Annotated in this window: 21 protein-coding genes and 2 tRNA genes; 14 read left to right on the top strand and 9 right to left on the bottom strand. The window is 70.4% G+C overall.

The window, feature by feature from the left end; genetic code table 11:
* Window positions 1-37 precede the first annotated feature (37 nt).
* The 3 genes from RCO28_RS06865 to RCO28_RS06875 all read left to right on the top strand — a co-directional run bounded on the left by RCO28_RS06865 (window position 38) and on the right by RCO28_RS06875 (window position 2,923).
* Complete coding sequence (locus RCO28_RS06865) at window positions 38-712, top strand: helix-turn-helix domain-containing protein (RefSeq protein WP_308940054.1); 675 nt, start codon at window positions 38-40, stop codon at window positions 710-712.
* A 154-nt stretch (window positions 713-866) separates the two neighbouring features.
* Window positions 867-2,030: an agmatine deiminase family protein gene (locus RCO28_RS06870; RefSeq protein WP_308940055.1), complete on the top strand. Its 1,164-nt coding sequence runs from the start codon at window positions 867-869 to the stop codon at window positions 2,028-2,030.
* A 29-nt stretch (window positions 2,031-2,059) separates the two neighbouring features.
* Window positions 2,060-2,923 (top strand): DUF4436 family protein, encoded by an 864-nt coding sequence (locus RCO28_RS06875; RefSeq protein ID WP_308940056.1) that lies wholly within the window; start codon window positions 2,060-2,062, stop codon window positions 2,921-2,923.
* A 69-nt stretch (window positions 2,924-2,992) separates the two neighbouring features.
* Here the strand turns inward: RCO28_RS06875 and RCO28_RS06880 are convergent, their stop codons facing one another.
* Complete coding sequence (locus RCO28_RS06880; RefSeq protein ID WP_308940057.1) at window positions 2,993-3,118, bottom strand: hypothetical protein; 126 nt, start codon at window positions 3,116-3,118, stop codon at window positions 2,993-2,995.
* Between RCO28_RS06880 and RCO28_RS06885 the strand changes: the two genes are divergently transcribed.
* The 4 genes from RCO28_RS06885 (at window position 3,117) to RCO28_RS06900 (ending at window position 6,822) form a co-directional block, all read left to right on the top strand.
* Window positions 3,117-3,839 carry a M50 family metallopeptidase gene (locus tag RCO28_RS06885; protein WP_308940058.1) on the top strand — a complete coding sequence of 241 codons (723 nt, stop codon included), beginning with the start codon at window positions 3,117-3,119 and terminating at the stop codon, window positions 3,837-3,839. The genes RCO28_RS06880 and RCO28_RS06885 overlap by 2 nt on opposite strands.
* A gap of 98 nt (window positions 3,840-3,937) precedes the next feature.
* On the top strand, window positions 3,938-5,269 hold the full coding sequence (aroA, locus tag RCO28_RS06890; protein WP_308940059.1) for a 3-phosphoshikimate 1-carboxyvinyltransferase: 1,332 nt from the start codon (window positions 3,938-3,940) through the stop codon (window positions 5,267-5,269).
* A gap of 9 nt (window positions 5,270-5,278) precedes the next feature.
* Window positions 5,279-6,289 carry a ribosome small subunit-dependent GTPase A gene (gene rsgA, locus RCO28_RS06895; RefSeq protein WP_308940060.1) on the top strand — a complete coding sequence of 337 codons (1,011 nt, stop codon included), beginning with the start codon at window positions 5,279-5,281 and terminating at the stop codon, window positions 6,287-6,289.
* A gap of 209 nt (window positions 6,290-6,498) precedes the next feature.
* Window positions 6,499-6,822, top strand: coding sequence for a multidrug efflux SMR transporter (locus RCO28_RS06900; protein ID WP_308940061.1), 324 nt, complete (start codon window positions 6,499-6,501; stop codon window positions 6,820-6,822).
* 96 nt (window positions 6,823-6,918) lie between these two features.
* Here RCO28_RS06900 and RCO28_RS06905 read toward each other — a convergent pair whose 3' ends face one another.
* Entirely contained in the window at window positions 6,919-7,521 is a 603-nt protein-coding gene (locus RCO28_RS06905) for a TetR/AcrR family transcriptional regulator (RefSeq protein WP_308940062.1), read from the bottom strand.
* Window positions 7,522-7,712: 191 nt separating this feature from the next.
* Here RCO28_RS06905 and hisN point away from each other — a divergent pair, with 191 nt between their 5' ends.
* Both hisN and RCO28_RS06915 read left to right on the top strand, forming a co-directional pair.
* A complete protein-coding gene (gene hisN / locus RCO28_RS06910; RefSeq protein ID WP_308940063.1) occupies window positions 7,713-8,513 on the top strand; it encodes a histidinol-phosphatase in 801 nt (266 codons plus the stop codon).
* Between the two features lie 232 nt (window positions 8,514-8,745).
* Window positions 8,746-9,147, top strand: coding sequence for a CBS domain-containing protein (locus RCO28_RS06915; RefSeq protein WP_308940064.1), 402 nt, complete (start codon window positions 8,746-8,748; stop codon window positions 9,145-9,147).
* A gap of 87 nt (window positions 9,148-9,234) precedes the next feature.
* Here the strand turns inward: RCO28_RS06915 and RCO28_RS06920 are convergent, their stop codons facing one another.
* On the bottom strand, window positions 9,235-10,704 hold the full coding sequence (locus RCO28_RS06920) for a catalase (protein ID WP_308940065.1): 1,470 nt from the start codon (window positions 10,702-10,704) through the stop codon (window positions 9,235-9,237).
* A gap of 127 nt (window positions 10,705-10,831) precedes the next feature.
* On the opposite strand from RCO28_RS06920, the gene RCO28_RS06925 reads away from it, so the two are divergent.
* The 4 genes from RCO28_RS06925 to RCO28_RS06940 all read left to right on the top strand — a co-directional run bounded on the left by RCO28_RS06925 (window position 10,832) and on the right by RCO28_RS06940 (window position 14,316).
* Window positions 10,832-11,248 (top strand): Fur family transcriptional regulator, encoded by a 417-nt coding sequence (locus tag RCO28_RS06925; RefSeq protein WP_308940066.1) that lies wholly within the window; start codon window positions 10,832-10,834, stop codon window positions 11,246-11,248.
* Between the two features lie 218 nt (window positions 11,249-11,466).
* Window positions 11,467-12,261 (top strand): ABC transporter ATP-binding protein, encoded by a 795-nt coding sequence (locus RCO28_RS06930; RefSeq protein ID WP_308940067.1) that lies wholly within the window; start codon window positions 11,467-11,469, stop codon window positions 12,259-12,261.
* Entirely contained in the window at window positions 12,258-13,121 is an 864-nt protein-coding gene (locus RCO28_RS06935; RefSeq protein WP_308940068.1) for an ABC transporter permease, read from the top strand. The genes RCO28_RS06930 and RCO28_RS06935 overlap by 4 nt, the downstream gene beginning before the upstream one ends.
* A gap of 25 nt (window positions 13,122-13,146) precedes the next feature.
* Entirely contained in the window at window positions 13,147-14,316 is a 1,170-nt protein-coding gene (locus RCO28_RS06940) for an ABC transporter substrate-binding protein (protein ID WP_308940069.1), read from the top strand.
* Window positions 14,317-14,415: 99 nt separating this feature from the next.
* On the opposite strand, the gene RCO28_RS06945 is transcribed toward RCO28_RS06940, so the two are convergent.
* From RCO28_RS06945 to RCO28_RS06960, 4 genes are all read right to left on the bottom strand, one after another.
* A tRNA-Met gene (locus tag RCO28_RS06945) sits at window positions 14,416-14,489 on the bottom strand.
* 101 nt (window positions 14,490-14,590) lie between these two features.
* Complete coding sequence (locus RCO28_RS06950; RefSeq protein ID WP_308940070.1) at window positions 14,591-16,612, bottom strand: tetratricopeptide repeat protein; 2,022 nt, start codon at window positions 16,610-16,612, stop codon at window positions 14,591-14,593.
* Between the two features lie 241 nt (window positions 16,613-16,853).
* Window positions 16,854-16,927, bottom strand: a tRNA-Met gene (locus RCO28_RS06955).
* A gap of 134 nt (window positions 16,928-17,061) precedes the next feature.
* On the bottom strand, window positions 17,062-20,019 hold the full coding sequence (locus RCO28_RS06960) for a UPF0182 family protein (RefSeq protein ID WP_308940305.1): 2,958 nt from the start codon (window positions 20,017-20,019) through the stop codon (window positions 17,062-17,064).
* Between the two features lie 167 nt (window positions 20,020-20,186).
* Between RCO28_RS06960 and RCO28_RS06965 the strand changes: the two genes are divergently transcribed.
* Complete coding sequence (locus RCO28_RS06965) at window positions 20,187-20,744, top strand: PPA1309 family protein (RefSeq protein ID WP_308940071.1); 558 nt, start codon at window positions 20,187-20,189, stop codon at window positions 20,742-20,744.
* Window positions 20,745-20,861: 117 nt separating this feature from the next.
* Here RCO28_RS06965 and RCO28_RS06970 read toward each other — a convergent pair whose 3' ends face one another.
* Window positions 20,862-21,962, bottom strand: coding sequence for a S16 family serine protease (locus RCO28_RS06970; protein ID WP_308940072.1), 1,101 nt, complete (start codon window positions 21,960-21,962; stop codon window positions 20,862-20,864).
* Window positions 21,963-22,043: 81 nt separating this feature from the next.
* A complete protein-coding gene (locus RCO28_RS06975; RefSeq protein WP_308940073.1) occupies window positions 22,044-22,280 on the bottom strand; it encodes a hypothetical protein in 237 nt (78 codons plus the stop codon).
* Window positions 22,281-22,297 lie beyond the last annotated feature (17 nt).

The raw sequence follows: 22,297 nt of genomic DNA on the forward strand, positions 1-22,297 counted from the left end.
TGTATGCTAACTGAAAATTCAGTCAATACTGCACGGCATGGGGGCCGACATGGGGACCGGCATGGCGACCGAGCGAAGGGCAGCCATCCTGGAAGCGGCGGCCGGCGTCATCGCCCGGCGCGGGGTCCGCGGGCTTCGCGTGGCGGACATCGCCGCCGAGGCGGGCGTGTCCACGGCGCTCGTCTACTACCACTTCAAAGGCCGTGCGGACATCCTGCGCCGGACCCTGGAGTTCATCAGTGACCGAGCGCAGCGCTACACCGCCCACCACGCACGGACCGAGGGTGCCGCCGTCCGCGTACAGGCCGCCAACCCGCCCCGCAGCCCTCGGCGAGAGCTGGAGCGCGCGCTCCTGCTGGAGCTCCAGGACCGCGCCGAAGTGCGCGAGAACAGCACGGCCTGGGGCGAGTTGCGCGCCTCCGCCGTCTTCGACCCGGAGCTGCGCACCGCGCTGTCGGACGCGCGGCTGCGCTGGATCGACGCACTCGCCGACACCCTCGGCCGCATCCACCGAAACGCGCCGCCGACCGCCCTCACGGCAGCCGCCGAGCGCCTCACCGCGACCTTGGAGGGCCTCAGCACCCGGTGGCTCGGCGGGATCCTGCCCCTGCCGCACGCCCGCGAGCTCCTGCGCGAGGCCATCGCGGTGGAGCTGAGCCAGCTGAGGCGCACCACTCTGGGACGCACCACTCTGGGACGCACCACTCTTTGACTGAATTTTCAGTTCGTGTCAGAGTCGACGCAGCGAGCGGCTCTGCCCGCATCTCGCCCTTCACGTGTCACGCCCGTCCGTGCCCCGCTCCCACCGGGCGCCCGGCCATGCCGACGGATAGCTTGATCCCCATCACGATGATCGGAGTTCACTCGTGTCTCTCCCCCACCCCTACCTCCCCTCCCGCCGCTCGGCACTCCGGGCCATCGCAGGCATCGGCGCGGTGGTCCTGGGCGCCTCGGCCTGCGGACCCGGCGACGATCTCGCGGGCGCCGCGACCGCCGGCGACGAGAACACGTCCGCCGAGGGACTGCGCATGGGAGCCGAGTGGGAGAGCCACGCACGCACCTTCATGTCGTGGCCCGCCCTGGATTCGGTCTGGGCGGAGGACCTCCCGTACGTACGCGAGGACATCGCGCGGATCGCCCGCGCCATCGCGGAGTACGAGTACGTCGTGATGATGGCCAGGCCCGACCAGCAGAAGGCCGCCCAGAAGGCGTGCGGGCGCGACGTCGAGGTGATCCCACTGGCCGTCGACGACCTGTGGGCCCGCGACACCGTGCCGGTGTTCGTGGAGGACGGCGGCAAGGTCGTCGGTGTCGACTTCAATTTCAACGGCTGGGGGAACAAGCAGGAGCACACCAACGACGCCCGCGTGGGCCGCACCCTCCTGGCCGAGTACGACATCCCGCGCCGGAAGGCGCCCCTGGTCTCCGAGGGCGGATCCTTCGAGACCGACGGCGAAGGCACCCTCCTCATCACCGAGAGCTCGATCGTCAACGACAACCGCAACCGCGGAAAGAGCCGGGACCAGATCGAGGCCGAGCTCAAGAAGACCCTGGGCATGCAGAAGGTCATCTGGCTGGCAGGCGTACGCGGTCAGGACATCACCGACGCCCACGTGGACAGCCTCGTACGATTCGTCGCACCCGGCGTGGTCCTCCTGGACCGGGCGCATCCCGACACTCCCGCCGACTCCTGGTCACGCTCGGCGGACCAGGCGAACGCCGTACTGAGCAAGGCGACCGACGCCAAGGGACGGCCCTTCGAGGTGATCGACCTGCCGCAGCCCGACCTGTACGAGATCACCGGCGAGGGCGACGACTTCGTCTCGACGTACGCCAACTTCTACGTCGCCAACGACTCCGTTTTCATGCCCAAGTTCGGTGACCGGAAGGCCGACAAGCGCGCGCGGAGCATCCTTCAGGAGCACTTCCCCGACCGCGACATCGTGCAGATCCCGATCGACACGATCGCCTCCGGCGGTGGCGGCATCCACTGTGCCACCCACGATCAGCCCGGCAAGCCGGTCGACTGATCCCCTCCCGGCGAAGGACTGTGGTCGCCATGCGACTCCTCCACCGGCCCCGCGGTCTGCTGCTCGCGGGGCTGGTCCTGCTGGCCGTGGCGGCCGCCGCGGCCGTTGGGGTCTGGCTGCAGTTCGGTGAGCGCCAGGACCTGGACACCCGGTACCGCGCGGGCAGTTCGGCTCCCGACCGGGTGGACGTCGACGCATCGGTCCAACGCGTCGACGCCGCGGGCAGGGAGCTGGTCCTGCGGGTCATGGTCACCCCGCGCGGAAGCCTGGGGGAGGCGGGCGGCATCTCGCCCGTACGGAGCCTCACGCTGCAGACCTCGCCCTCGATCCGCACCGACCTCACCTTCCCGGCACACAGCCGGATCGCGACCGTGGACGTACCGGTCACCCTGACAGGCGGATCGATCACGGACTATCCGTTCGACGCCTACGCGGCGGTCCTCGAGTTCGGTGCCGTACAGGGCGGCGAGGCCGTCCCCGTCCGCATGACGCTGTCCAACAACGACGCGCTGTTCTCGGCCCTGGTCGAGGCGTCCGATGCGGACGGCGTCGCGGTGTTCTCCGTCGACCTGGCGCGCTCCAGCAGCGTCCTCGTCTTCGCCGTGTTCATGATGGCCGCGATGTGGGCACTCGCCCTCGCCGTGCTCATCGGCACCTGGTTCCTCGTCAGCCGCGGCAAGGGCCTGACCTGGCCCGCCCTCGGCTGGATGGCCGCCACGCTCTTCGCGCTGGCCGCCTTCCGCAACACGGCTCCCGGCACGCCGCCCATCGGCTCCCTGCTCGACTACATCGCCTTCCTCTGGGCGGAGACGCTCATCGCGTTCTGCGTCGTCACCGTGGTCGTGACGGGAATGCGGGCAGAAGCCGTCGCCTCGGAGCCGCCCGCGCCCTGAGGCGTGCGGCGGGCCACCGGAGGCCGGAGTCAGCACAGGTAGCGCGCACCCCGGATCGTTCCGGGCCTCTCACCCGTCGACCTGGATGTTCGCCGTCAGGAACGGCCGCTGCTCCATCGGCGTCTCAGACAGCATCCGCACATACGTGCCACACTGCCAGATCGTCGTACCGAGACGGGAGCCTGTTCCGCGCATGCACATCACCTCAGCCACAGCCGTGGCGGACCTGTGGGACCGCGTCTTCGGCAGCCAGCCGGACCCGGACCTGTGGCTGGTGATCGCCACGGCGGTGGTCGCCCTCGCCGCGGTCGTCCCGCACGGCCTCTGGCGGCTCAGCCGGAACGCCGTCACCATCGCGCACGAGGGCGGGCACGGCCTGATCGCCCTGCTCACCGGCCGCAAGCTCGACGGCATCCGGCTGCACAGCGACACCTCGGGCCTGACCGTCAGCCGCGGCAAGCCCACCGGCATCGGCATGATCCTGACCGCCGCCGCGGGCTACACCGCTCCGCCGCTGCTCGGCCTCGGCGGCGCCTGGCTGCTCGCCGCGAACCACATCACGCTGCTGCTCTGGCTGGCGACGGCCCTGCTCCTCGCCCTCCTCGTGATGATCCGCAACGCCTACGGCGCCCTCACGGTGATCGTCACCGGTGGCGCGTTCGTGCTGATCTCCTGGCTGGCCCCGCCCGAGGTGCAGGCGCTGTTCGCGTACGTGGTGGTCTGGTTCCTGCTGCTCGGCGGCGTGCGCCCGGCCTTCGAGCTGCAGGGCAAGCGGCGCCACGGCGGGGCGCCGGACTCGGACGCCGATCAGCTCTCGCGGCTCACGCATGTACCGGCCGGGCTGTGGCTGTTCCTGTTCCACGCGGTCTCGATCTGCTCGCTCCTTGGCGGCGGACGGTGGCTGCTCGGGCTGTGAGACCCGCCCCGACCAAGGGCGTTACGGTTCCACGGCGAGCGGGCGAGAGTTATCCACAGGCAAAATCCGGGCGCGGGCGCAGCGATTAAAGTGTGGGCATGACCGAGAATCCCGCGCACACCGCCCTCTGGCCCGCCCCGACCGCGAGCGGAGCCGTCGACGCGACGGTCCACGTGCCCGGTTCCAAATCGGTCACCAACCGCGCCCTCGTCCTGGCGGCCCTCGCCGCCGAGCCGGGCGTCCTGCGCCGCCCGCTGCGCTCCCGCGACACCCTTCTGATGGCCGCCGCGCTGCGCGCCCTCGGCGTCGGCATCGAGGAAGAGACGGGTCCGGACGGCGCCGAGGCCTGGCGCGTGCTGCCCGCCGCCCTGCGCGCCCCGGCCACGGTCGACGTCGGCAACGCGGGCACGGTCATGCGCTTCATGCCCCCGGTCGCGGCGCTCGCCGACGGCCCGGTGCGCTTCGACGGCGACCCGAGGTCGTACGAGCGCCCGCTGCACGGCGTGATCGACGCCCTGCGCGCACTCGGCGCGGAGATCGACGACGAGGGCCGCGGCGCCCTCCCCCTGACCGTGCACGGCACCGGTGCCCTGAAGGGCGGCCGGGTCGAGATCGACGCGTCCTCGTCCTCCCAGTTCGTCAGCGCGCTGCTGCTGTCGGCGCCGCGCTTCGAGGACGGCGTGGAGGTGCGCCACGTCGGCAGCAGCCTGCCGTCCATGGCGCACATCCGGATGACGGTCGACATGCTGCGTGAGGTCGGCGCCCAGGTGGAGGAGCCGGAGTCGGGCGGCGAGAAGAACGTCTGGAAGGTCGCCCCCGGCCCGCTGCGCGGCCGTGACCTGACGATCGAGCCGGACCTGTCCAACGCCCAGCCGTTCCTGGCGGCGGCCCTGGTCACCGGCGGCCGCGTCACGATTCCCGACTGGCCGGAGCGCACCACCCAGCCCGGCGACCAGCTGCGCGAGATCTTCACGGAGATGGGCGGCAGCTGCGAACTGACCGCGCAGGGCCTGGAGTTCACCGGCTCCGGCAAGATCCACGGCATCGATGTGGACCTGAGCGAGGTCGGCGAGCTCACCCCGGTGATCGCCGCCGTCGCCGCCCTGGCCGACGGCCCGTCGACGCTGCGCGGCGTGGCCCACCTGCGGCTGCACGAGACGGACCGCCTGGCCGCGCTCACCAAGGAGATCAACGGCCTGGGCGGTGACGTCACGGAGACCGCCGACGGCCTGCACATCCGCCCCCGCGCACTGCACGGCGGCACCTTCCACACGTACGACGACCACCGCATGGCGACGGCGGGCTCGGTGATCGGGCTCGCGGTCGAGGACGTGCAGATCGAGAACGTCGCGACGACGGCGAAGACCCTGCCGGACTTCCCCGACATGTGGACGGGCATGTTGGAGAAGCTCGGGAACCAGCAGGGATAAGGCACCGCGATGCGCCGCTACGGCAAGAACCCCGACGAGGACGACATCCGGGTCCGCCCCAACCGGAAGGGCAACCGCCCCCGCACCCACATCAGGCCCAAGCACGAGGACGCCGCCGAGGGCATGGTCCTCACCGTGGACCGGGGCCGCCTGACCTGCCTCGTCGAGGACCGGATCGTGATGGCCATGAAGGCCCGCGAGCTGGGCCGCAAGGCGGCGGTCGTGGGTGACCGGGTCGCGGTCGTCGGGGACCTGTCCGGCAAGAAGGACACGCTGGCCCGCGTCGTGCGCATCGAGAAGCGCAGCTCGGTCCTGCGCCGCACGGCGGACGACGACGACCCGTACGAACGCGTCGTCGTCGCCAACGCCGACCAGCTCGCCATCGTCACCGCCCTCGCCGACCCCGAGCCGCGCCCCCGCCTGATCGACCGCTGCCTGGTCGCGGCGTACGACGCGGGCCTCGAACCCGTCCTCGTCCTCACCAAGTCCGACCTCGCCCCGGCCGACAAACTCCTGGAGGCCTACGGCGCCCTGGACTTCCCGTACGTCGTGACCAGCCGCGAGGAGCTGGCCGACGGCGAAGCGGCGGACCGGGTGCGGGAGTTGCTCGACGGGCACGTCACGGCGTTCGTCGGCCACTCGGGCGTGGGCAAGACGACGCTCGTCAACGCCCTGGTGCCGAAGGACCGTCGGCGGACGACAGGGCATGTCAACGCCGTCACGGGACGCGGCCGGCACACGACGACGTCGGCGCTCGCGCTGCCCCTGACGGACGCCGAGGGCTGGGTGATCGACACCCCGGGCGTGCGCTCCTTCGGGCTGCACCACGTCGACCCGTCCCGTGTCATCCACGCCTTCCCCGACCTGGAGCCGGGCACGGCCGAGTGCCCGCGCGCCTGCAGCCACGACGAGCAGGACTGCGCGCTCGACGCCTGGGTGGCGGAGGGGCACGCCGACCAGGCCAGGCTGTACTCCCTGCGCCGACTGCTCGCCACCAGGGAGCGGCGCGAGGGCGACTGACCTCGCCGTGGTGCGCCCCGTGGGCCGAACGGTGCAGGCATAATCGCACCGAGCCGGACACCCCGGCCTGTGACGGGACCAACCGGACACCGGTCCGCGGTCCGCGGTCCACGGTCCGCGGTCCGCGGTCCGCGAAACACGGTTCACCGGTTCACCGGTTCACCGGTTCACCGGTTCACCGGGACACCAAGGCGCAGGAGGCCTCAACCATGGCGTGGCTGCTGGTCATCGTCGCCGGAATCCTGGAGACCGGCTTCGCCGTCTGCCTCAAGCTCTCGCACGGGTTCACCCGGCTCTGGCCCACCATCTCCTTCGCCGCGTTCGCGCTGAGCAGCTTCGGCCTGCTGACGCTCGCGTTGAAGCGGCTCGACGTCGGCCCGGCGTACGCGGTGTGGACCGGCATCGGCGCGGCGGGCACGGCGATCTACGGCATGGTCTTCCTCGGCGACGTGGTCTCCACGCTGAAGCTGGTCTCGATCACCCTGGTCATCGTGGGCGTCATCGGGCTCCAGCTCTCCGGCGGAGCCCACTGAGCGAGCAGCTCACCGCCCCGCCTTCATCGCACCCCGTCTCACCGCCCGCCCCTCACCCCAACCCCTCTCACCGCCTGCCCCTCACCCCAACCCGTCTCACCACCCCACCCCGTACGGAATCGGCGCGACCGCTTCCCGTACGAGTCCTGCCGTACCGCACTCCCCCGCGGGCGCGAGCAGGCACGACAGGGCCAGGCGGAGCGCGACCTCGCAGTCCCTGGCCAGGGCGGCGCGGGCCCCGGCGGTGGACGTCGCGGGGGCGAGCACGGCGACCGCGCGGTCCCGTACGAGGGCGATGACCTCGGCGGGCGTGGGCAGCGGCCCGTCGGCGCGGCGCTGGGCGGGGACCAGTGAGGTGGAAGGGGGTGCGGTGGGCGCCGGAGCGGGCAGCCCTTCCGTCCAGCAGCCAGTGAGTACGGCTCTGAGCAGCGCGTTCTCGCCCGCCCTCGTCACGGTCCAGTCGGCAGCGGCGGGCAACCCGCCCTCGGCGAGGGCCCGTTCGACACCGGCCAGATACCGGTCGGTCTCGCGGCGCACAAGGGACCGGGCCAGTCCGTCCTTGCTGCCGAACTCGTTGTAGAGGGTCTGCCGGGACACCCCGGCGAGCGCGGCGACGTCGACCATGCGCACCGCCGGCCACGGTCGGCGCGCAAGCGACGTGCAGGCCGCGTCGAGCAGGGACTCCCGCGCTGCCGGCATCGTTGCCTCCCCGGCGGGGCGGCGCCCCGGCGTAGGTTGCGGCTTCCTGTGCAGAGTTGACGCGTCCTCACGCACTGTCAAGGGTTCGAGGGCAGGTCCGGAGAGAGGACGGAGCACCGCGCGGTCCCGCTCGGCCGGGAGGGAGCGAGGGCCATGTGGTCCAGCTCGGGCCCGGTCGATACTGTTCGCTCATGCCCGACTATCTCGATGATCTGCGTCTCGCCCATGTCCTCGCCGACGCGGCGGACCGCACGACCATGGACCGGTTCAAGGCCCTCGACCTGAAGGTCGAGACCAAGCCGGACATGACTCCGGTCAGCGAGGCGGACAAGGCGGCCGAAGAGCTCATCCGCAGCCAGCTCCAGCGCGCCCGCCCGCGCGACGCGATCCTCGGCGAGGAGTACGGCATCGAGGGCACGGGCCCGCGCCGCTGGGTGATCGACCCGATCGACGGCACGAAGAACTACGTACGCGGGGTGCCCGTGTGGGCCACCCTGATCTCCCTGATGGAGGCGGGCGAGGGCGGCTACCAGCCGGTGGTCGGCGTCGTCTCCGCCCCCGCGCTCGGCCGGCGCTGGTGGGCGGCGAAGGACTCGGGCGCGTACACCGGGCGCAGCCTGACCTCCGCCACGAAGCTGCAGGTCTCGAACGTCTCCCGGGTCTCCGACGCCTCCTTCGCGTACTCCTCACTGAGCGGCTGGGAGGAGCAGGGCCGCCTCGACGGCTTCCTGGACCTGACGCGGGCCTGCTGGCGCACGCGCGGGTACGGCGACTTCTGGCCGTACATGATGGTCGCCGAGGGTTCGGTCGACATCTGCGCGGAGCCGGAGCTGTCGCTGTGGGACATGGCGGCCACCGCGATCGTGGTAACCGAGGCGGGCGGCAGCTTCACCGGGCTCGACGGCACGCCCGGCCCGCACAGCGGCAACGCGGCGGCATCCAACGGACACCTGCACGACGAGCTGCTCGGGTACCTCAACCAGCGGTACTGATCCGCTCGGGTACGTCATTCGGCGGTACTGATCCGCTCGGGTACGTCATTCGGCGGTACCGATCCTCTCGGGTACCCCATTCGGCGGTACTGACCGGACGGCCCTCGCGCTCCCCCTTGTTGACCCTCCCTTGACCTGCCACTCTGAAAGTCCCCCCACTTGTGAACTTGTGAATCGCTTCTCTTTGAACGGCGAATCACTTTTCGCATCCCTCAGGAGGTGGCTTCAGCCCATGCTCGTCCGCGACGCCATGAGCACGATGGTCCTCACGATCGGACCCGACCACACTCTCCGCCAGGCCGCCCGGCTGATGTCCGCCCGCCGGGTCGGTGCAGCGGTCGTCCTCGACACCGACGCGAACGGCCTCGGCATCCTCACCGAGCGCGACATCCTCAACTCGCTCGCCGCGAACCAGGACCCGGACAAGGAGACCGCGGGCACCCACACCACGACCGACGTCGTCTTCGCCGCGCCGTCGTGGACCCTGGAGGAGGCGGCCGACGCCATGGCGCACGGCGGCTTCCGCCACCTGATCGTGCTCGACGGCAACGAGCCGGCGGGCATCGTCTCGGTGCGCGACATCATCCGCTGCTGGGCCCCGCGCCACCGCCACGCGGGGGCGCTTCAGGCCTGACGAAGCCACCCCCTCGGCGCACGAACGCAAGGAGGGCCGGACTCCCCCACGGGAGTCCGACCCTCCGGCCTACGGCAAACGGCCTGGTCAGCCGCGCAGGGCCTGGACCGCGGTGTCCAGACGCTTGCCGAAGTCTCCGTCCGCGCGACGGAAGTTCTCGATCGCGCGCTCGGCGATCCCGTCGTGCGAGACCTGGGCGATGAAGCCCGCCAGGTTGTCGATCAGCCGGCCCTTCTCGTCCTCGGACATCAGCCGGTAGAGGTTGCCGGCCTGCACGAAGTCGTCGTCCTCGGCGTGCGTGGCGGCCGCGTGGTTGCCGGTGCCGCCGGCCACCGCGCTCGGCGCCCACAGCGGGCGGTCGGTCTGGTGCGGGCCACCGAAGGAGTTCGGCTCGTAGTTCTTCGCACCCTTGTGGCGGCCGTCGTACAGGAAGCCGTCACGCGAGTGCGTACGCGCCTCGGTGGCGTGCGGGCGGTTCACCGGCAGGTGGTCGGCGTTGATGCCGACGCGGTACCGGTGGGCGTCGCCGTACGCGAAGAGGCGGCCCTGCAGCATCTTGTCCGGGGACGGACCGATGCCCGGCACGAAGTGGGCGGGGCTGAAGATGGACTGCTCGACCTCGGCGAAGATGTTCTCCGGGTTGCGGTTGAGCTCCAGCTTGCCGATCTCGATCGGCGGGTAGTCCTCGTGCGGCCACACCTTGGTGAGGTCGAAGGGGTTGAAGCGGTAGTTCTCCGCCTCGGCCGCGGGCATGACCTGCACCTGCACGGTCCAGGTCGGGAACTCGCCGCACTCGATGGACTCGCGCAGGTCCCGCTGGTGCGAGTCGGGGTCCTTGCCCGCGAGGAGCTCCGCCTCCGCGGAGGTCAGGTTCTTGATCCCCTGGTCCGTCTTGAAGTGGTACTTGACCCAGAAGACCTCGCCGGCCTCGTTGTTCCACTGGAAGGTGTGCGAGCCGTACCCGTTCATGTGGCGGTACGAGGCGGGGATGCCGCGGTCACCGAAGAGCCAGGTCACCTGGTGCGTGGACTCGGGCGAGAGGCCCCAGAAGTCCCAGACGTTGTCCGCCTCCTGCGAGCCGCTGTACGGGTCGCGCTTCTGGGTGTGGATGAAGTCCGGGAACTTGATGGCGTCCTTGATGAAGAACACCGGGGTGTTGTTGCCGACGAGGTCGTAATTGCCCTCCTCGGTGTAGAACTTCAGCGCCCAGCCGCGCGGGTCGCGCACCGCGTCGGCCGCACCGAGGTTGCCCGCCACGGTCGAGAACCGCAGGAACGTCTCGGTCTGCTTGCCGACCTCGGAGAGGAACTTCGCCCGCGTGTACTTCGTCACGTCGGCGGTCACCGTGAAGGTGCCGTACGCACCCGCGCCGCGGGCGTGCACCACGCGCTCCGGGATGCGCTCGCGGTTGAAGTGCGCCAGCTTCTCCAGGAGCAGCTGGTCCTGGACGAGCACGGGCCCGCCGACGCCGGCCGTCTCGCTGTTCTGGTTGTCGGCTACCGGAGCACCGGCCTCCGTGGTCAGCGGTCCCTGCGTCACGTGCGCCTCCTGCGTCATTCCCTACCGGTCCTGTCCCTTGGCTATTGCCGTACTCGATCCTACGATAGACATTGTCTAAGTCAAGCAAGCTTCTAGACTCACACCCGATCGGGACTTAGGTCTCCTGGCTGTTAGGCTGACCCCCATGAGTGACCTGTTGGAACGACTTCGCGGACGCGGCTGGCGCCTGACCGCCCAGCGGCGCGTCGTGGCCGAGGTCCTCGACGGGGACCACGTACACCTGACGGCCGACGAGGTGCACGCCCGCGCCGTGTCGAAGCTCCCCGAGATCTCCCGAGCGACGGTCTACAACACGCTGGGTGAGCTGGTCAGCCTCGGCGAGGTCCTCGAGGTCTCCACCGACCGCAGGGCGAAGAGGTACGACCCGAACGCCCACCGCCCCCACCACCACCTGGTCTGCGCCCAGTGCGGCGCGATCCGGGACGTGCACCCGGCGGGCGACCCGCTCTCCGACCTCCCCGACTCCGAGCGCTTCGGCTTCGCGGTCTCGGGTGTCGAGGTCACGTACCGCGGCGTCTGCCCCAACTGCGCGGCGGCCTGACCCCCACGACTCCGAGCGAGGCCCCCGGCACCTGACTGGTGCCGGGGGCCTTCGCGCTGCGGTGACGGGCGGCGGGCAGGCGGCAGGCGGCAGGCGGCAGGGGCAGGGGCAGGCGGCAGCTGACAGGCGGGCCGGTTCGTACCGCCCCCCTTCCCGTATCTGACGACCCGTCATATCGTCTGCGGCGCCACCACCCGTACGCACCGCAGGGAGCACCCGTGGGAGACGATCCGCACCCGACCCCACCCCCCAAACTCCACGCCACCGCCCTCACCCGCACCTTCGGCCGCGGCAGCAGGCGGGTCGACGCGCTCGGCCCGGTCGAACTCGACGTCGCGCCGGGCGAGTTCACCTGCATCGTCGGCCCGTCCGGCTGCGGGAAATCCACGCTCCTGCGCATCGCCGCAGGCCTGCTCCGGCCCAGCGCGGGCCGCCTTGAGATACGTACGGACTCCGCCCGCCCGGCCGCGATGATCTTCCAGGACTACGGCATCTACGACTGGAAGACGGTCCTCGCCAACGTCCGCTTCGGCCTCGACGTGCAGCGCGTCCCCCGCAAGGAAGCCGACGCCCGCGCGCACGCCCTGCTCGCCCGCATGGGCCTCGCCGACTTCGCGCAGGCCTACCCGAGCGCGCTCTCCGGCGGGATGCGGCAGCGCGTCGCCCTCGCCCGCGCGCTCGCCGTGGAACCCGAGATCCTGCTGATGGACGAGCCGTTCGCCGCCCTCGACGCGCAGCTGCGCACGATCCTCCAGGACGAACTTCTCGAACTCACCCAGGCCACCCGCACCACCACCCTGTTCATCACCCACAGCCTCGAAGAGGCGATCGTCCTCGGCGACCGGGTCCTCGTGATGTCCTCGCGCCCCGGCCGCATCATCGCCGAACGCCGCCCGCCCTTCGCCCGCCCGCGCACCGGCGACATCCGCGACTCCCCCGAATTCACCGCACTCAAGGGCGAGTTGTGGGAACTCCTGCGCGGCGAAGTACGTCCGGAGGCGGTGCCCGTATGAGTACGACGACCAAGGCGCCGGGGCCCGACCTGCTCGTCAGAGAGCCGGGCCCGCAGGAACTCGACCCCGTCCGCACCCACCGCCGCCGGCGCACCCTCGAACTGTCCCTCGCGGTCGCCGTGCCCGTGGCCCTGCTCCTGCTGTGGCAACTCGCCGCCGTTCAGGGCTGGATCGACGACCGGATCTATCCGGCGCCGCAGACCATCCTGGAGGACGGCATCGCGCGCGCGGCGGACGGCGAGCTGTGGCCGGACGTGTGGGCGACGCTGAAGCGCGTGCTCGCCGGGTACGCCGCGGGCACCGTCAGCGGCTACGCCCTCGGCCTGCTCATGGGCTCGCTCTCACTGGTCCGAGCCGCCCTGGAACCTCTGCTCGACGCCCTCTACGTCGTACCGAAACTCGCGCTCCTGCCGATCTTTCTCAACATGTTCGGCCTCGGCGAGGGCCCGCAGATCGCCCTGGTCGCGGCGACCGTCTTCTTCTTCGTGTGGATCTCCACCATGGCAGCCGTGCTCGCCGTCCCGACCGGCCACCGCGACGCCGGCCAGGTCTGCGGCGCCACCCCCTGGCAGATGTTCCGGCACGTGCTCCTGCCCGCCTCGCTGCCCGCGGTCCTGGTGGGCGCGCGGATCGCGGCGGGCGTCGCCGTCCTGGTGATCGTCGCCTCGGAGTCCATCGCCGCCGACGAGGGACTGGGGCACCTGATCTTCGACTCCAGGGCGCTGTTCCAGAACGACATCATGTTCGTCGGCATCGTCTGCGTCGCCATCCTCGGCGTCCTCTTCTCCGAACTGGTGCGCCTCGTCGGCCGGTTGCTCACCCCGTGGGCCCCGCGCGACCACGGCCGCGGCCAGTCCTGAACCCCCAACGCCCGACGGAGGCCCCATGCGCACCCGCACCCGTACTCGCATACGTACGAGAAAGACCTGGCCCACCGCGCTCCTCGCCGCAGTCCTGCTCGCCACGGCCTCGGCGGGCTGCGCGAAGGAGGACGACCCCCAGCCGACCGGTGGCCCCGCGAAGCCCCGAGCGATCGAGGCGGTCGAGGGCTGCACCGCGCACGGCTGGACCGACCCCGAGGACCTCGCCCCCGACCGCGCACCCGCCCGCTGCGACAAAGGCGCGCCCGCCCCGCAGAAGCTGAAGAAGAAGCGCAAGCTCACCGTCGCCACCGGAACCGTCAGCGCCGAATACGTCGCTCCGCTCCAAATGGCCGTCGAAAAGGGCGAGTTCGCGAAGGAGGGCCTGGACGTGGACGTCAAGGTGCTGCCCACGCCGGACGCCCTGCCGCTGCTCGCCAAGGGCGACATCGACGCCCAGTGGGCCGCCCCCGAGGCCGCCGTGATGAACGGCATCAAGGGCGGCTTCACCATCAAGTGGGTCGCCGCGAACTACTCCCCCGACCCGAAATCCCGCAGCGGCCTGTGGGTCCGCCTCAAGAACGGCCAGTCCGCGCAGCACGTACCGATGGCCGGCCGCACCCTCGGCACGATGATCGGCAAGGGCTCGGTCATCGCGTACCCGATGAGCAAGACCCTGAAGAAGCACGGCGGCGGCCTCGACAAGGTCGACTTCCGCCAGCTCGGCTCCGCCGACGTCCTGACCGCCCTGCAGAACGGAGGCGTCGACTCCGCCTGGCTGCTCGACCCGGTCTGGCGCAAGGTCGACGGCGACAAGAAGTACGCGTTCCTCGGCGGCCAGCCGCTCGGCGAACCCCTGGGCGGCCTGCTGTTCGGCCCGAACCTGCTGCAGAAGGACCCGGACGCGGGTGTCGCCTTCCTGCGCGCGTACATCAGGACCGTGAACACGTACTTCGCGGGTGACTACAAGAAGGACCCCGGTTTCGTCGCCGAGCTGGCGAAGCTGCTGAAGATCGAGGAGCCGGTCCTCAGGTCGACGCCCTCGCTCCGGATGGACTGGGAGATCCGCTCGGGCACCACGGACCGGCTCCAGGCCGCCTACCGCGAGGCGGGCGTCGCCGAGGGGAAGGCCGTCCCGGAGGACGAGGCGGTGGACCGGAAGCTGTACGCGGAGGCGGTGGGCCACAAGCCGTAGCCGAGCCGCAGCCGGAGCCGGAGCCGGAGCCGGAGCCGCTTCCGTCACGGACATGCCGAAGGCCCGGATCCTGAATCGGATCCGGGCCTTCGGTTTCAGTAGCGGGGACAGGATTTGAACCTGCGACCTCTGGGTTATGAGCCCAGCGAGCTACCGAGCTGCTCCACCCCGCGTCGGTGAACACAACAGTACGCGAGGCTTTCGACCAGCGCAAATTCCTTGGTACGAGGCCTCAGGGGCCCTGCGCGGCACCGTTCTGGGCGACCCGGACGGCCTACGCGGTCAGCTCCTGCTGGAGCGCGTCCCGCAGCCGGCCCGCCCGCTCGGCGACCTCCGCCGGACCGAGCCGCACCGCCTGGGCGCACCACTTCTGCCCCTCGGCAAGATCGCCCCGACGCGCGTAGAGCAGGGCGAGCCGCAGCGCCGCCCGGCCATGACCGGCGTCGGCGGCACGCGTCCACCACAACAGCGCCTCCGGCTCGCTGCCCTCCCGCGCGAGCAGCAGGCCGAGGTTGAACGCGCCGCCGAGGCTGCCGGCCTCCGCCGCCTCGCGGTACCAGCGCGCGGCCTCGACCACGTCGCCCCGGGCCGCCGCGAGCGTGCCGACGCGCACCTGGGCGCGCCGGTGGCCCTGCTCGGCGGCCCGCTCGTACCACTCCTCGCACTCGCTCTTCTCACTGACCGCCTCGCCGAGCACGGTGCCGGCGGGCGCCCGCGTCTCGCTCCGGTCGAGCAGCGTGCCCAGGCGGTACGCGCCCTCCGCGCTGCCGCCGCCCGCCGCGCACCGCAGATGGCGCTCGGCCGCCCGCAGGTCGCCCTCGCGGATCTTGGCGATGCCGACCTGGAGCGCGGCCTCGGTGTGCCCGGCCTTGGCGGCGCGCTCGTACCAGCGCAGCGCGGCCTCCTCGTCGTCCCGACCGGCGTGCAGGATGCCGAGATTGAACGCGGCGTCCACGCTGCCCGCCTCGGCGGCCTTGGAGAACCACGGCTCCGCGCCTGCGGTGTCGCCGACCTGCAGAAGCAGCACGGCGAGCGCGTTGGCGGCCTCGCGGTGACCGGCGTACGCGGCGCGGCGGTACCACTGCTCGGCCTGCGTCGTGCGGCCCTGCTCGGCGCAGAGCAGCCCGAGGTTGTACGCGCCGTTCACATCCCCCGCGTCCATCGCCGCGCGGTACCAGCGCTCGGCGGTCTGCGTCTCTCCGCGCTCCGCGTGCAGGGCGCCGAGCGCGTTGGCCGCGTTGCCGTCGCCGTCCTGGGCGGCCTTGAGCCACCACACCGAGGCGTTCTCCTCGTCGCCCGCGTCACGCAGCAGGAAGCCGAGCGCGCAGGCGGCGCGCGGCTCGCCGTCCTTCGCGGACATGAGGTACCAGCGGCCCGCCTCCTTCAGCTCGCCGCGCTGCTCCAGGATCGCGCCGAGCTGGAGCGCGGCCCTGCGGTGCCCGCGCGCGGCCGCCTGCCGGTACCACTGCTCGATCTCCTCGGCGAGCGTCAGCTGCGCCCCGGCGGCGAGGTCCTCGACCGGCTGTCCGGTCTCCTCGGCGGCCGCCGGTCCGTCGAGCGCGGGCTCGTCGATGCCGATCACCACGGACGCGGAGCGCAGCAGTCCGGCGCCGAACACGACCGGCCGCCCCTCGCCGCCGTCGGCCGCGCGCAGGGTGTGCCGTCCGGTGTGCGGGCCGCCGGTGAGGACGCGGTGCCGGGTGCCCGTGGAGGGGCCGCTGCCGGGCGGGAGCTCCTCGGCGGCGCGGCGCTCCAGGGCACGGGCGAGGCGGTACGCCGCTTCGCGGTGGCCGCGCTCGGCGGCGGCCCGCATCCAGCGCTCGGCGCCGACGTCGCTGCGGTGCTCCAGGAGGTCGGCGAGTGCGTACGCCCCGAGGACATGGCCCTGCTCGGCGGACTGGCGCAGCCAGTACTCGGCGGCCGGCTCGTCGCCGCGCTCGCGGTGATGCCGGCCGAGGGCGTGGGCGGCGGGGGCGGATCCGGCGACGGCGGCGATCCGCCACCAGCCGGCGGCCTCGTCGGCGTACCCGCGCTGGTGCAGCAGGACTCCGAGGTTGTTGGCCGCGGCGCGGTCGCCCTCGGCGGTCGCGCCGCGCAGAAAGGGCTCGGCGCCGTCGAAGTCACCCCGGCGAAGCAACAGGGCACCGAGCACGCTCATCGAGGCGACGTCACCGGCCTCGGCGGCGAGCCGATGACGTGCCTCCTCCGCGACCGCACCGGGGTCGTCCCGGTCATCGGCCGACTGCATAAGTCGCCCTGTTTCCAACAGAGTTGCCTTGTCCCCCATAACGCCCATCGTCGCACCACCCGCAACCCGGGTACACCTGGTATACCCATGCCAGTGAGGTCACTACAACGTTTTGTCGACATGCCCACAGAGAGATAAGTCAAACACAGATCTCTCAACTCGCCCCGCCCGCCGCACAGATGACTTCAACACCCCCGGTCAGCGAGGTGCACCCCTACGCCAAAAGGGGTGTGGGCACGCACGACGAAGGCCCGGATCCTGATTCAGGATCCGGGCCTTCGTCATTCAGTAGCGGGGACAGGATTTGAACCTGCGACCTCTGGGTTATGAGCCCAGCGAGCTACCGAGCTGCTCCACCCCGCGTCGTTGTGTTGCAACCGTACCACGGTGCGGGAGGGGTTCCTGACCAGGTGGTGGGCGGTCGCCGGGACTGACCAGGTGGTCGGAGCCGGTCGCCGGGAGCGAAGGCCCGCTCCCGGCGACGCCGGCTCCAGCCTCTAGCCGCCGTTCTTGTCGCCGGCCTTGTCTCCGCTGTTGACACCGGCCTTGTCGCCGGCCTTGTCTCCGCTCTTGTTGCCGGCCTCTTCCTCGCGGGCCTTGGCCTCGGCGTCCGTCGCGCGCTTCAGGGCCTCTTCAAGATCCTTCTGCGCCTCGCCGTACGCCTGCCAGTCCTGCTTCTTGAGGGCTTCCTCGCCGCGCTCGAGGGCGTTCTGCGCGTCCTCCAGCGCCTGCTGGACCGTCGGGTCGGTGGACGGCGGCTGGTCCGGGTCAGTGGGTGGCTGATCCGGGCTGTCGCCCTCCGCGCCGAAGATCGCGTCGAAGGCCTCGCCGAGGGTGTTCTTGAAGACGGTGTTGCGGTTGTACTGAACGCCGACCTTCTTCAGCAACGGATAGTTCGCGCTGCCACCCTTCACGTACACCGGCTCGATATAGAGGAAGCCGTCGTTCATCGGCACCGTGAGCAGGTTGCCGTAGACGATGTCCGAGTCGGTGCCTCTCAGGTTCCGGACGAACTCGGCGACCTCTGGGTCACCGTTGAGCTCACTCTGCACCTGCGCCGGCCCGGGGACGTCCGACTTCACGTTCAGCACGCTTATCGAGCCGTAGCTGTCGCTGGTGGCGTCGGCGTCCACCGCCATGAACGCGCCCAGGTTGGGGCGTCCGTTGGGCGTGAACGTCGTCGTCAGCGAGAACTTCTGTTCCTTGTCCCCAGGCATCTTCATGCTCAGGTAGTACGGCGGAACCGCGTTCTTCTCGTTGTTGGTCGGGTCGTTGGGGACCTGCCACACGTCCGAGCCGCTGTAGAACTGCGAGGGACTCTCCACGTGGTAACGCGTCATGAGCTCGCGCTGGACCTTGAACAGGTCCTGCGGGTAGCGCATGTGCTCGCGCAGCTCCGGGGAGATCTCGCTCTTCTTCTTGACCGTGTCCGGGAAGGCGTTCATCCACGTCTTCAGGACCGGGTCCTTGTCGTCCCACTGGTAGAGCTTGACCGAGCCGTCGTACGCGTCGACCGTCGCCTTGACCGAGTTGCGGATGTAGTTGACCTGGTTCTCCTGGGCCACCACCGCGCGCTGGTTGTTGGCGGCGGTCAGGGAGTCGGCCGTGGTGTCGCCGAGCGTGGTGCGCGAGGCGTACGGATAGCCGTTGCTCGTCGTGTACGCGTCGACGATCCACTGGATCTTGCCGTCGACCACCGCCGGGTAGGCGTCGCCGTCGATGGTGAGCCAGGGGGCCACCGCCTCGACGCGCTCCTTGGGCGTGCGGTTGTAGAGGATCCGCGAACCCTCGCCGATCGCACCCGAGTACAGGATCTGCGGCTCGCTGAACGCGACCGCGTACGCCGCCCTGTTCACCGGGTTGGAGAGGTTGACCCCGCTGTTGCCCTCGTAGCTGGTGGTCCTCTCGCCGTCGGCCTCGTAGTCCAGCTCCTTCTGCGGGCCGCCCACGATCGAGTACTGCTGGGTCTTCTCGCCGTAGTAGATCCGCTGCTGGTACTCGCCGAGCTGGCCCTTGGTCGGCAGTCCGGCCTCGGTGAAGTCCGGGGAGCCGGCCGGGTCGGCCTTCGGGTCGGTGCCGGTCCCCTTGGCCGTGATCGCGCCGTAGCCGTGGGTGTAGGTGAAGTGGTCGTTGATCCAGTTCCGCTTCGGGATGCCGTCGAGGTCGAGCTCACGCAGACCGATGACGGTGTCCTGCTCCTTGCCGTTCGCGTCCTTGTAGCGGTCGACGTCGAGCGTGGTCGGGAACTGGTAGTACTTCCGCTGGCGCTGCAGCTGGTCGAAGGTCGGACCGACGACGTTCGGGTCGATCACGCGGTAACTCGCCTGCGCGTCCGCGTCCTTGCGCAGCTGCTCCTTGGGTACCTGCTCACCGGTCTTGCCCTTGCCGGAGTAGTCGGTGACCTTGGCGTCCTGGATGCCGTACGCCTTGCGGGTCGCCTCGATGTTCTCCTTGATGTACGGCGACTCCTTCTTCTGCTCGTTCGGCTCGACCTGGAACTTCTGGACGATGGCCGGGTAGAGGCCGCCGATCAGGATCGCCGAGAGCACCATCAGGCCGAAGCCGATGACGGGCAGCTGCCAGGTGCGCCGCCAGAGCGTCGCGAAGAACAGCACGGCGCAGATCGCGGCGATGCAGAAGAGGATGGTCTTGGCCGGAAGGTACGCGTTCGCGTCGACGTACCTGAGGCCCGTCCAGTTGCCCGCCGCCTTGAACTCGCTGGACTTGACCGCGAGGCCGTACCGGTCGAGCCAGTACGCCACGGCCTTGAGCGCGACGAAGATGCCGAGCAGCACCGACAGATGACCGGTCGCCGCGGCCGTGGCACGCGCGCCAGGGCTGGTGACGCGGAGGCCGCCGTACAAGTAGTGCGTGAGGGCGGCGGCGATCAGGCCGAGCACCGCGGCCGCGAAGCCGAAGCCCAACAGGAAGCGGTACCACGGCAGATCGAAGGCGTAGAACGCCACGTCCATGCCGAACTGCGGGTCCTTCTGACCGAACGGGACGCCGTTCACCCACATCAGCCACGTGCGCCACTGGCCCGCGGCCGAGGCTCCGGCGATGAGGCCGACCAGGGCCGTGATGCCGAGGAGGATCCACTTCTTGTACGGAGCGATCCCCATGCGGTACCGGTCGAGGTTCTGCTGCTCCATCGACATGGCGCTGAGCGGCGGGCGCAGACGGTGCGCCAGCCAGATGTTCACGCCGACCGCCACCGCCATGAGCAGACCGAAGACCGCGAAGAGTCCGATCTTGCTCCACAGGGTGGTGGTGAAGACGGAGGAGTACTTGACCGACCGATACCAGAGCCAGTCCGTCCAGAACCCCGCGAACATGACGAAGAGCATGGCCAGTACGGCCAGGACGCCCAGCGTCAGAAGCAGGGTGCGGACCCGCCGGGAGGGTCGGCCCACTCTCATCCGTGGCCCCGATGGGCCTCCGCCGCGGTCCGGCATCTGGAAAGCCAAGGTGCGCACCTCGAAGTTCGCTGTTGGTCGCTGCTGTTGAACTGCTGTTGAACTGCTGTCGATACGGGCTCAGCGATCGTAGAGCCCACTGATGCAACTTACTGAGGCTTTACTCAGTTCCCGATCTCGGGCATGAACCAGGCAGGATATTGCTCATGCCCAACCAGACCCCCTCCGGCCCCCCGATGGCTGCAAGCCCGCTGACCCGCGCCGTGCTCGAGATCGACGACTACGTCGCCGGTATCGGCTGGGACCAGCCCGCCCGTCTCTTCGCCCTTGTCGACACCGCTCAGCTGCGCAGTCAGGAACCCGGCCTCGCCGACCGCCTCGGCCTCGGCGACGAGCAGCCCGCCGGCACCCTCACCCCCATCGAGCAGGAGGAACTGCCCGCGGGCAGCCCGCTCGACGAGTTCCTCGGCACCATCGCCTGGCCCGACGCGGTGGTCGGCTGCGCGCTGTCCGTGGAGCGGCTGATGCTGCCGCCGTCGGCGGAGACCGCGGTCCCGAAGGGCCTGAGCGAGGCCGAGTTGACCAAGTGGGTGGCCGAGCACCCGGACCGTCAGGAGGTCCGGATGTCGGTGGCCGTGCTGCGGGACGGCGCGCGCGAATCGGCGCTGCGGCTGCGCGAGAAGGACTCGCCGACCGAGGTCCTCACGGGCTCGGACCTCGTGCCGGGTCTAGCGGACGCGCTGGCGGCGACGTTCGCGGACTAGGTGTAGCTCAGTTGTAGCTGTAGCTGTAGCTGCCGGTTGTACGTCAGTGGGGGCGCCCTCTTCGTCGGGGGCGCCCCCACTTCGCTCGGCTGCTTCGCTTCGGCTGCTTCGTTTCGGCTACTTCGCGGCCGTGCAGCTCGGCAGGCTGCCGGTCCTGCCCGCGCGGATGTCCTTCAGCGACTTCACCGCGTCGTCGATCGTCTTGACCTTCACGAGCGTGAGGCCGTCGGGGATGTCCTTCGCGGCGGAGCCGCAGTTCTCGGCGGGCGTCAGGAAGTACTCGGCGCCCCGGTCGCGCGCGCCGACCGTCTTCATCTCGATACCACCGATGGGCCCGACCTTCCCGTCCTCGGTGATCGTGCCCGTACCGGCGACGAACTTGCCGCCCGTGAGGTCGTCCGCGGTCAGCTTGTCCACCAGGCCGAGCGCGAACATCAGGCCCGCGCTGGGGCCGCCGACGTCGGCCAGCTTGATGTCGATGTTGAACGGGAACGTGTGGTCGGTGCCCGCCTGGATGCCGACGATGGCGTGCTTGTCGCCCTTCTTCGGGTCGGCCTCCTCGGTGGTGACGGCGACCTGCTCGGTGCCCGTCGGCTCCTTGCCGGCCTTCTCGGCGGCGGCCGCCTCCTTGGCGGGGACGACGCTGAAGACGACCTTCTCGCCCGCCTGGTGCTTCGTGACGATCTTCGCGACGTCGGACGGCTGCTTCACCGCGGTGCCGTCGACCGCCTTGATCACATCGCCCGCGTGCAGCTTGCCCTGGGCCGGCTTGGCCTTCGCGACGGTGGAGACGACGACCCGGGTCTGCACCGGGATGCCCAGCTGCTTCAGGGCGGCGACCTTGGCGCTCTCCTGGGACTGGCTGAACTCCTCGGCGTTCTCCTGGCTGGACTGCTCCTCGGTCTTGCCGTCCGGGTAGAGCGTGTCGTGCGGCACGACGATGTTGTCGTGGGCCAGCCATCCGTAGACCGCCTGGAACAGGTTCATGTTGTAGTCCGCGCTGGTGACGCGGACCGTCGTCATGTTCAGGTGACCGGTCGTCGGGTACGTCTTGTGGCCGCTGACCTGCAGAACCGGTTCGCCGCCGTGCTCCCCGAGCGTGTTCACCGTCGGCCCCGGAGTCATCTCCGAGTACGGGACCTTGATGAGGACTCCCGCACACAGAAGCGCGATCAGCATCAGGGTGGAGGCGAGCATCGTCGCGGTGCGGCGTGGCATGGAACGACAGTACGGGACAGGTCTGTCAGTGCACCGCCGGGGCCGGTCCGTACGAGCCCCGGCCCGGGGTTACGGCGCAGCTCAGGAGGCTCGGGCGGGGTCCGAACCGGAACCTGTCCGCTGCATCCGGGCCGGCTCCGAGACGGCCACGTTCGACAGAGCGGTCCGGTCCTCGTCGGCAGGCTCGACAGCTTCGCTGTCCTCCGCCTTCTCCATGGCCTCGCGGAACTTCGCGTACCCGGCAAGCTCGGAGACGTCACCGGTTCTGCGGTTGCGGGAAGCCCAACTGCCCCACATACCCGCACAGATCGCAGCCATAAGCGGAATCAGCAACC

The organism is Streptomyces sp. LHD-70, assembly GCF_031157275.1.
In the GTDB taxonomy this organism is placed as follows: Bacteria; Actinomycetota; Actinomycetes; order Streptomycetales; family Streptomycetaceae; genus Streptomyces.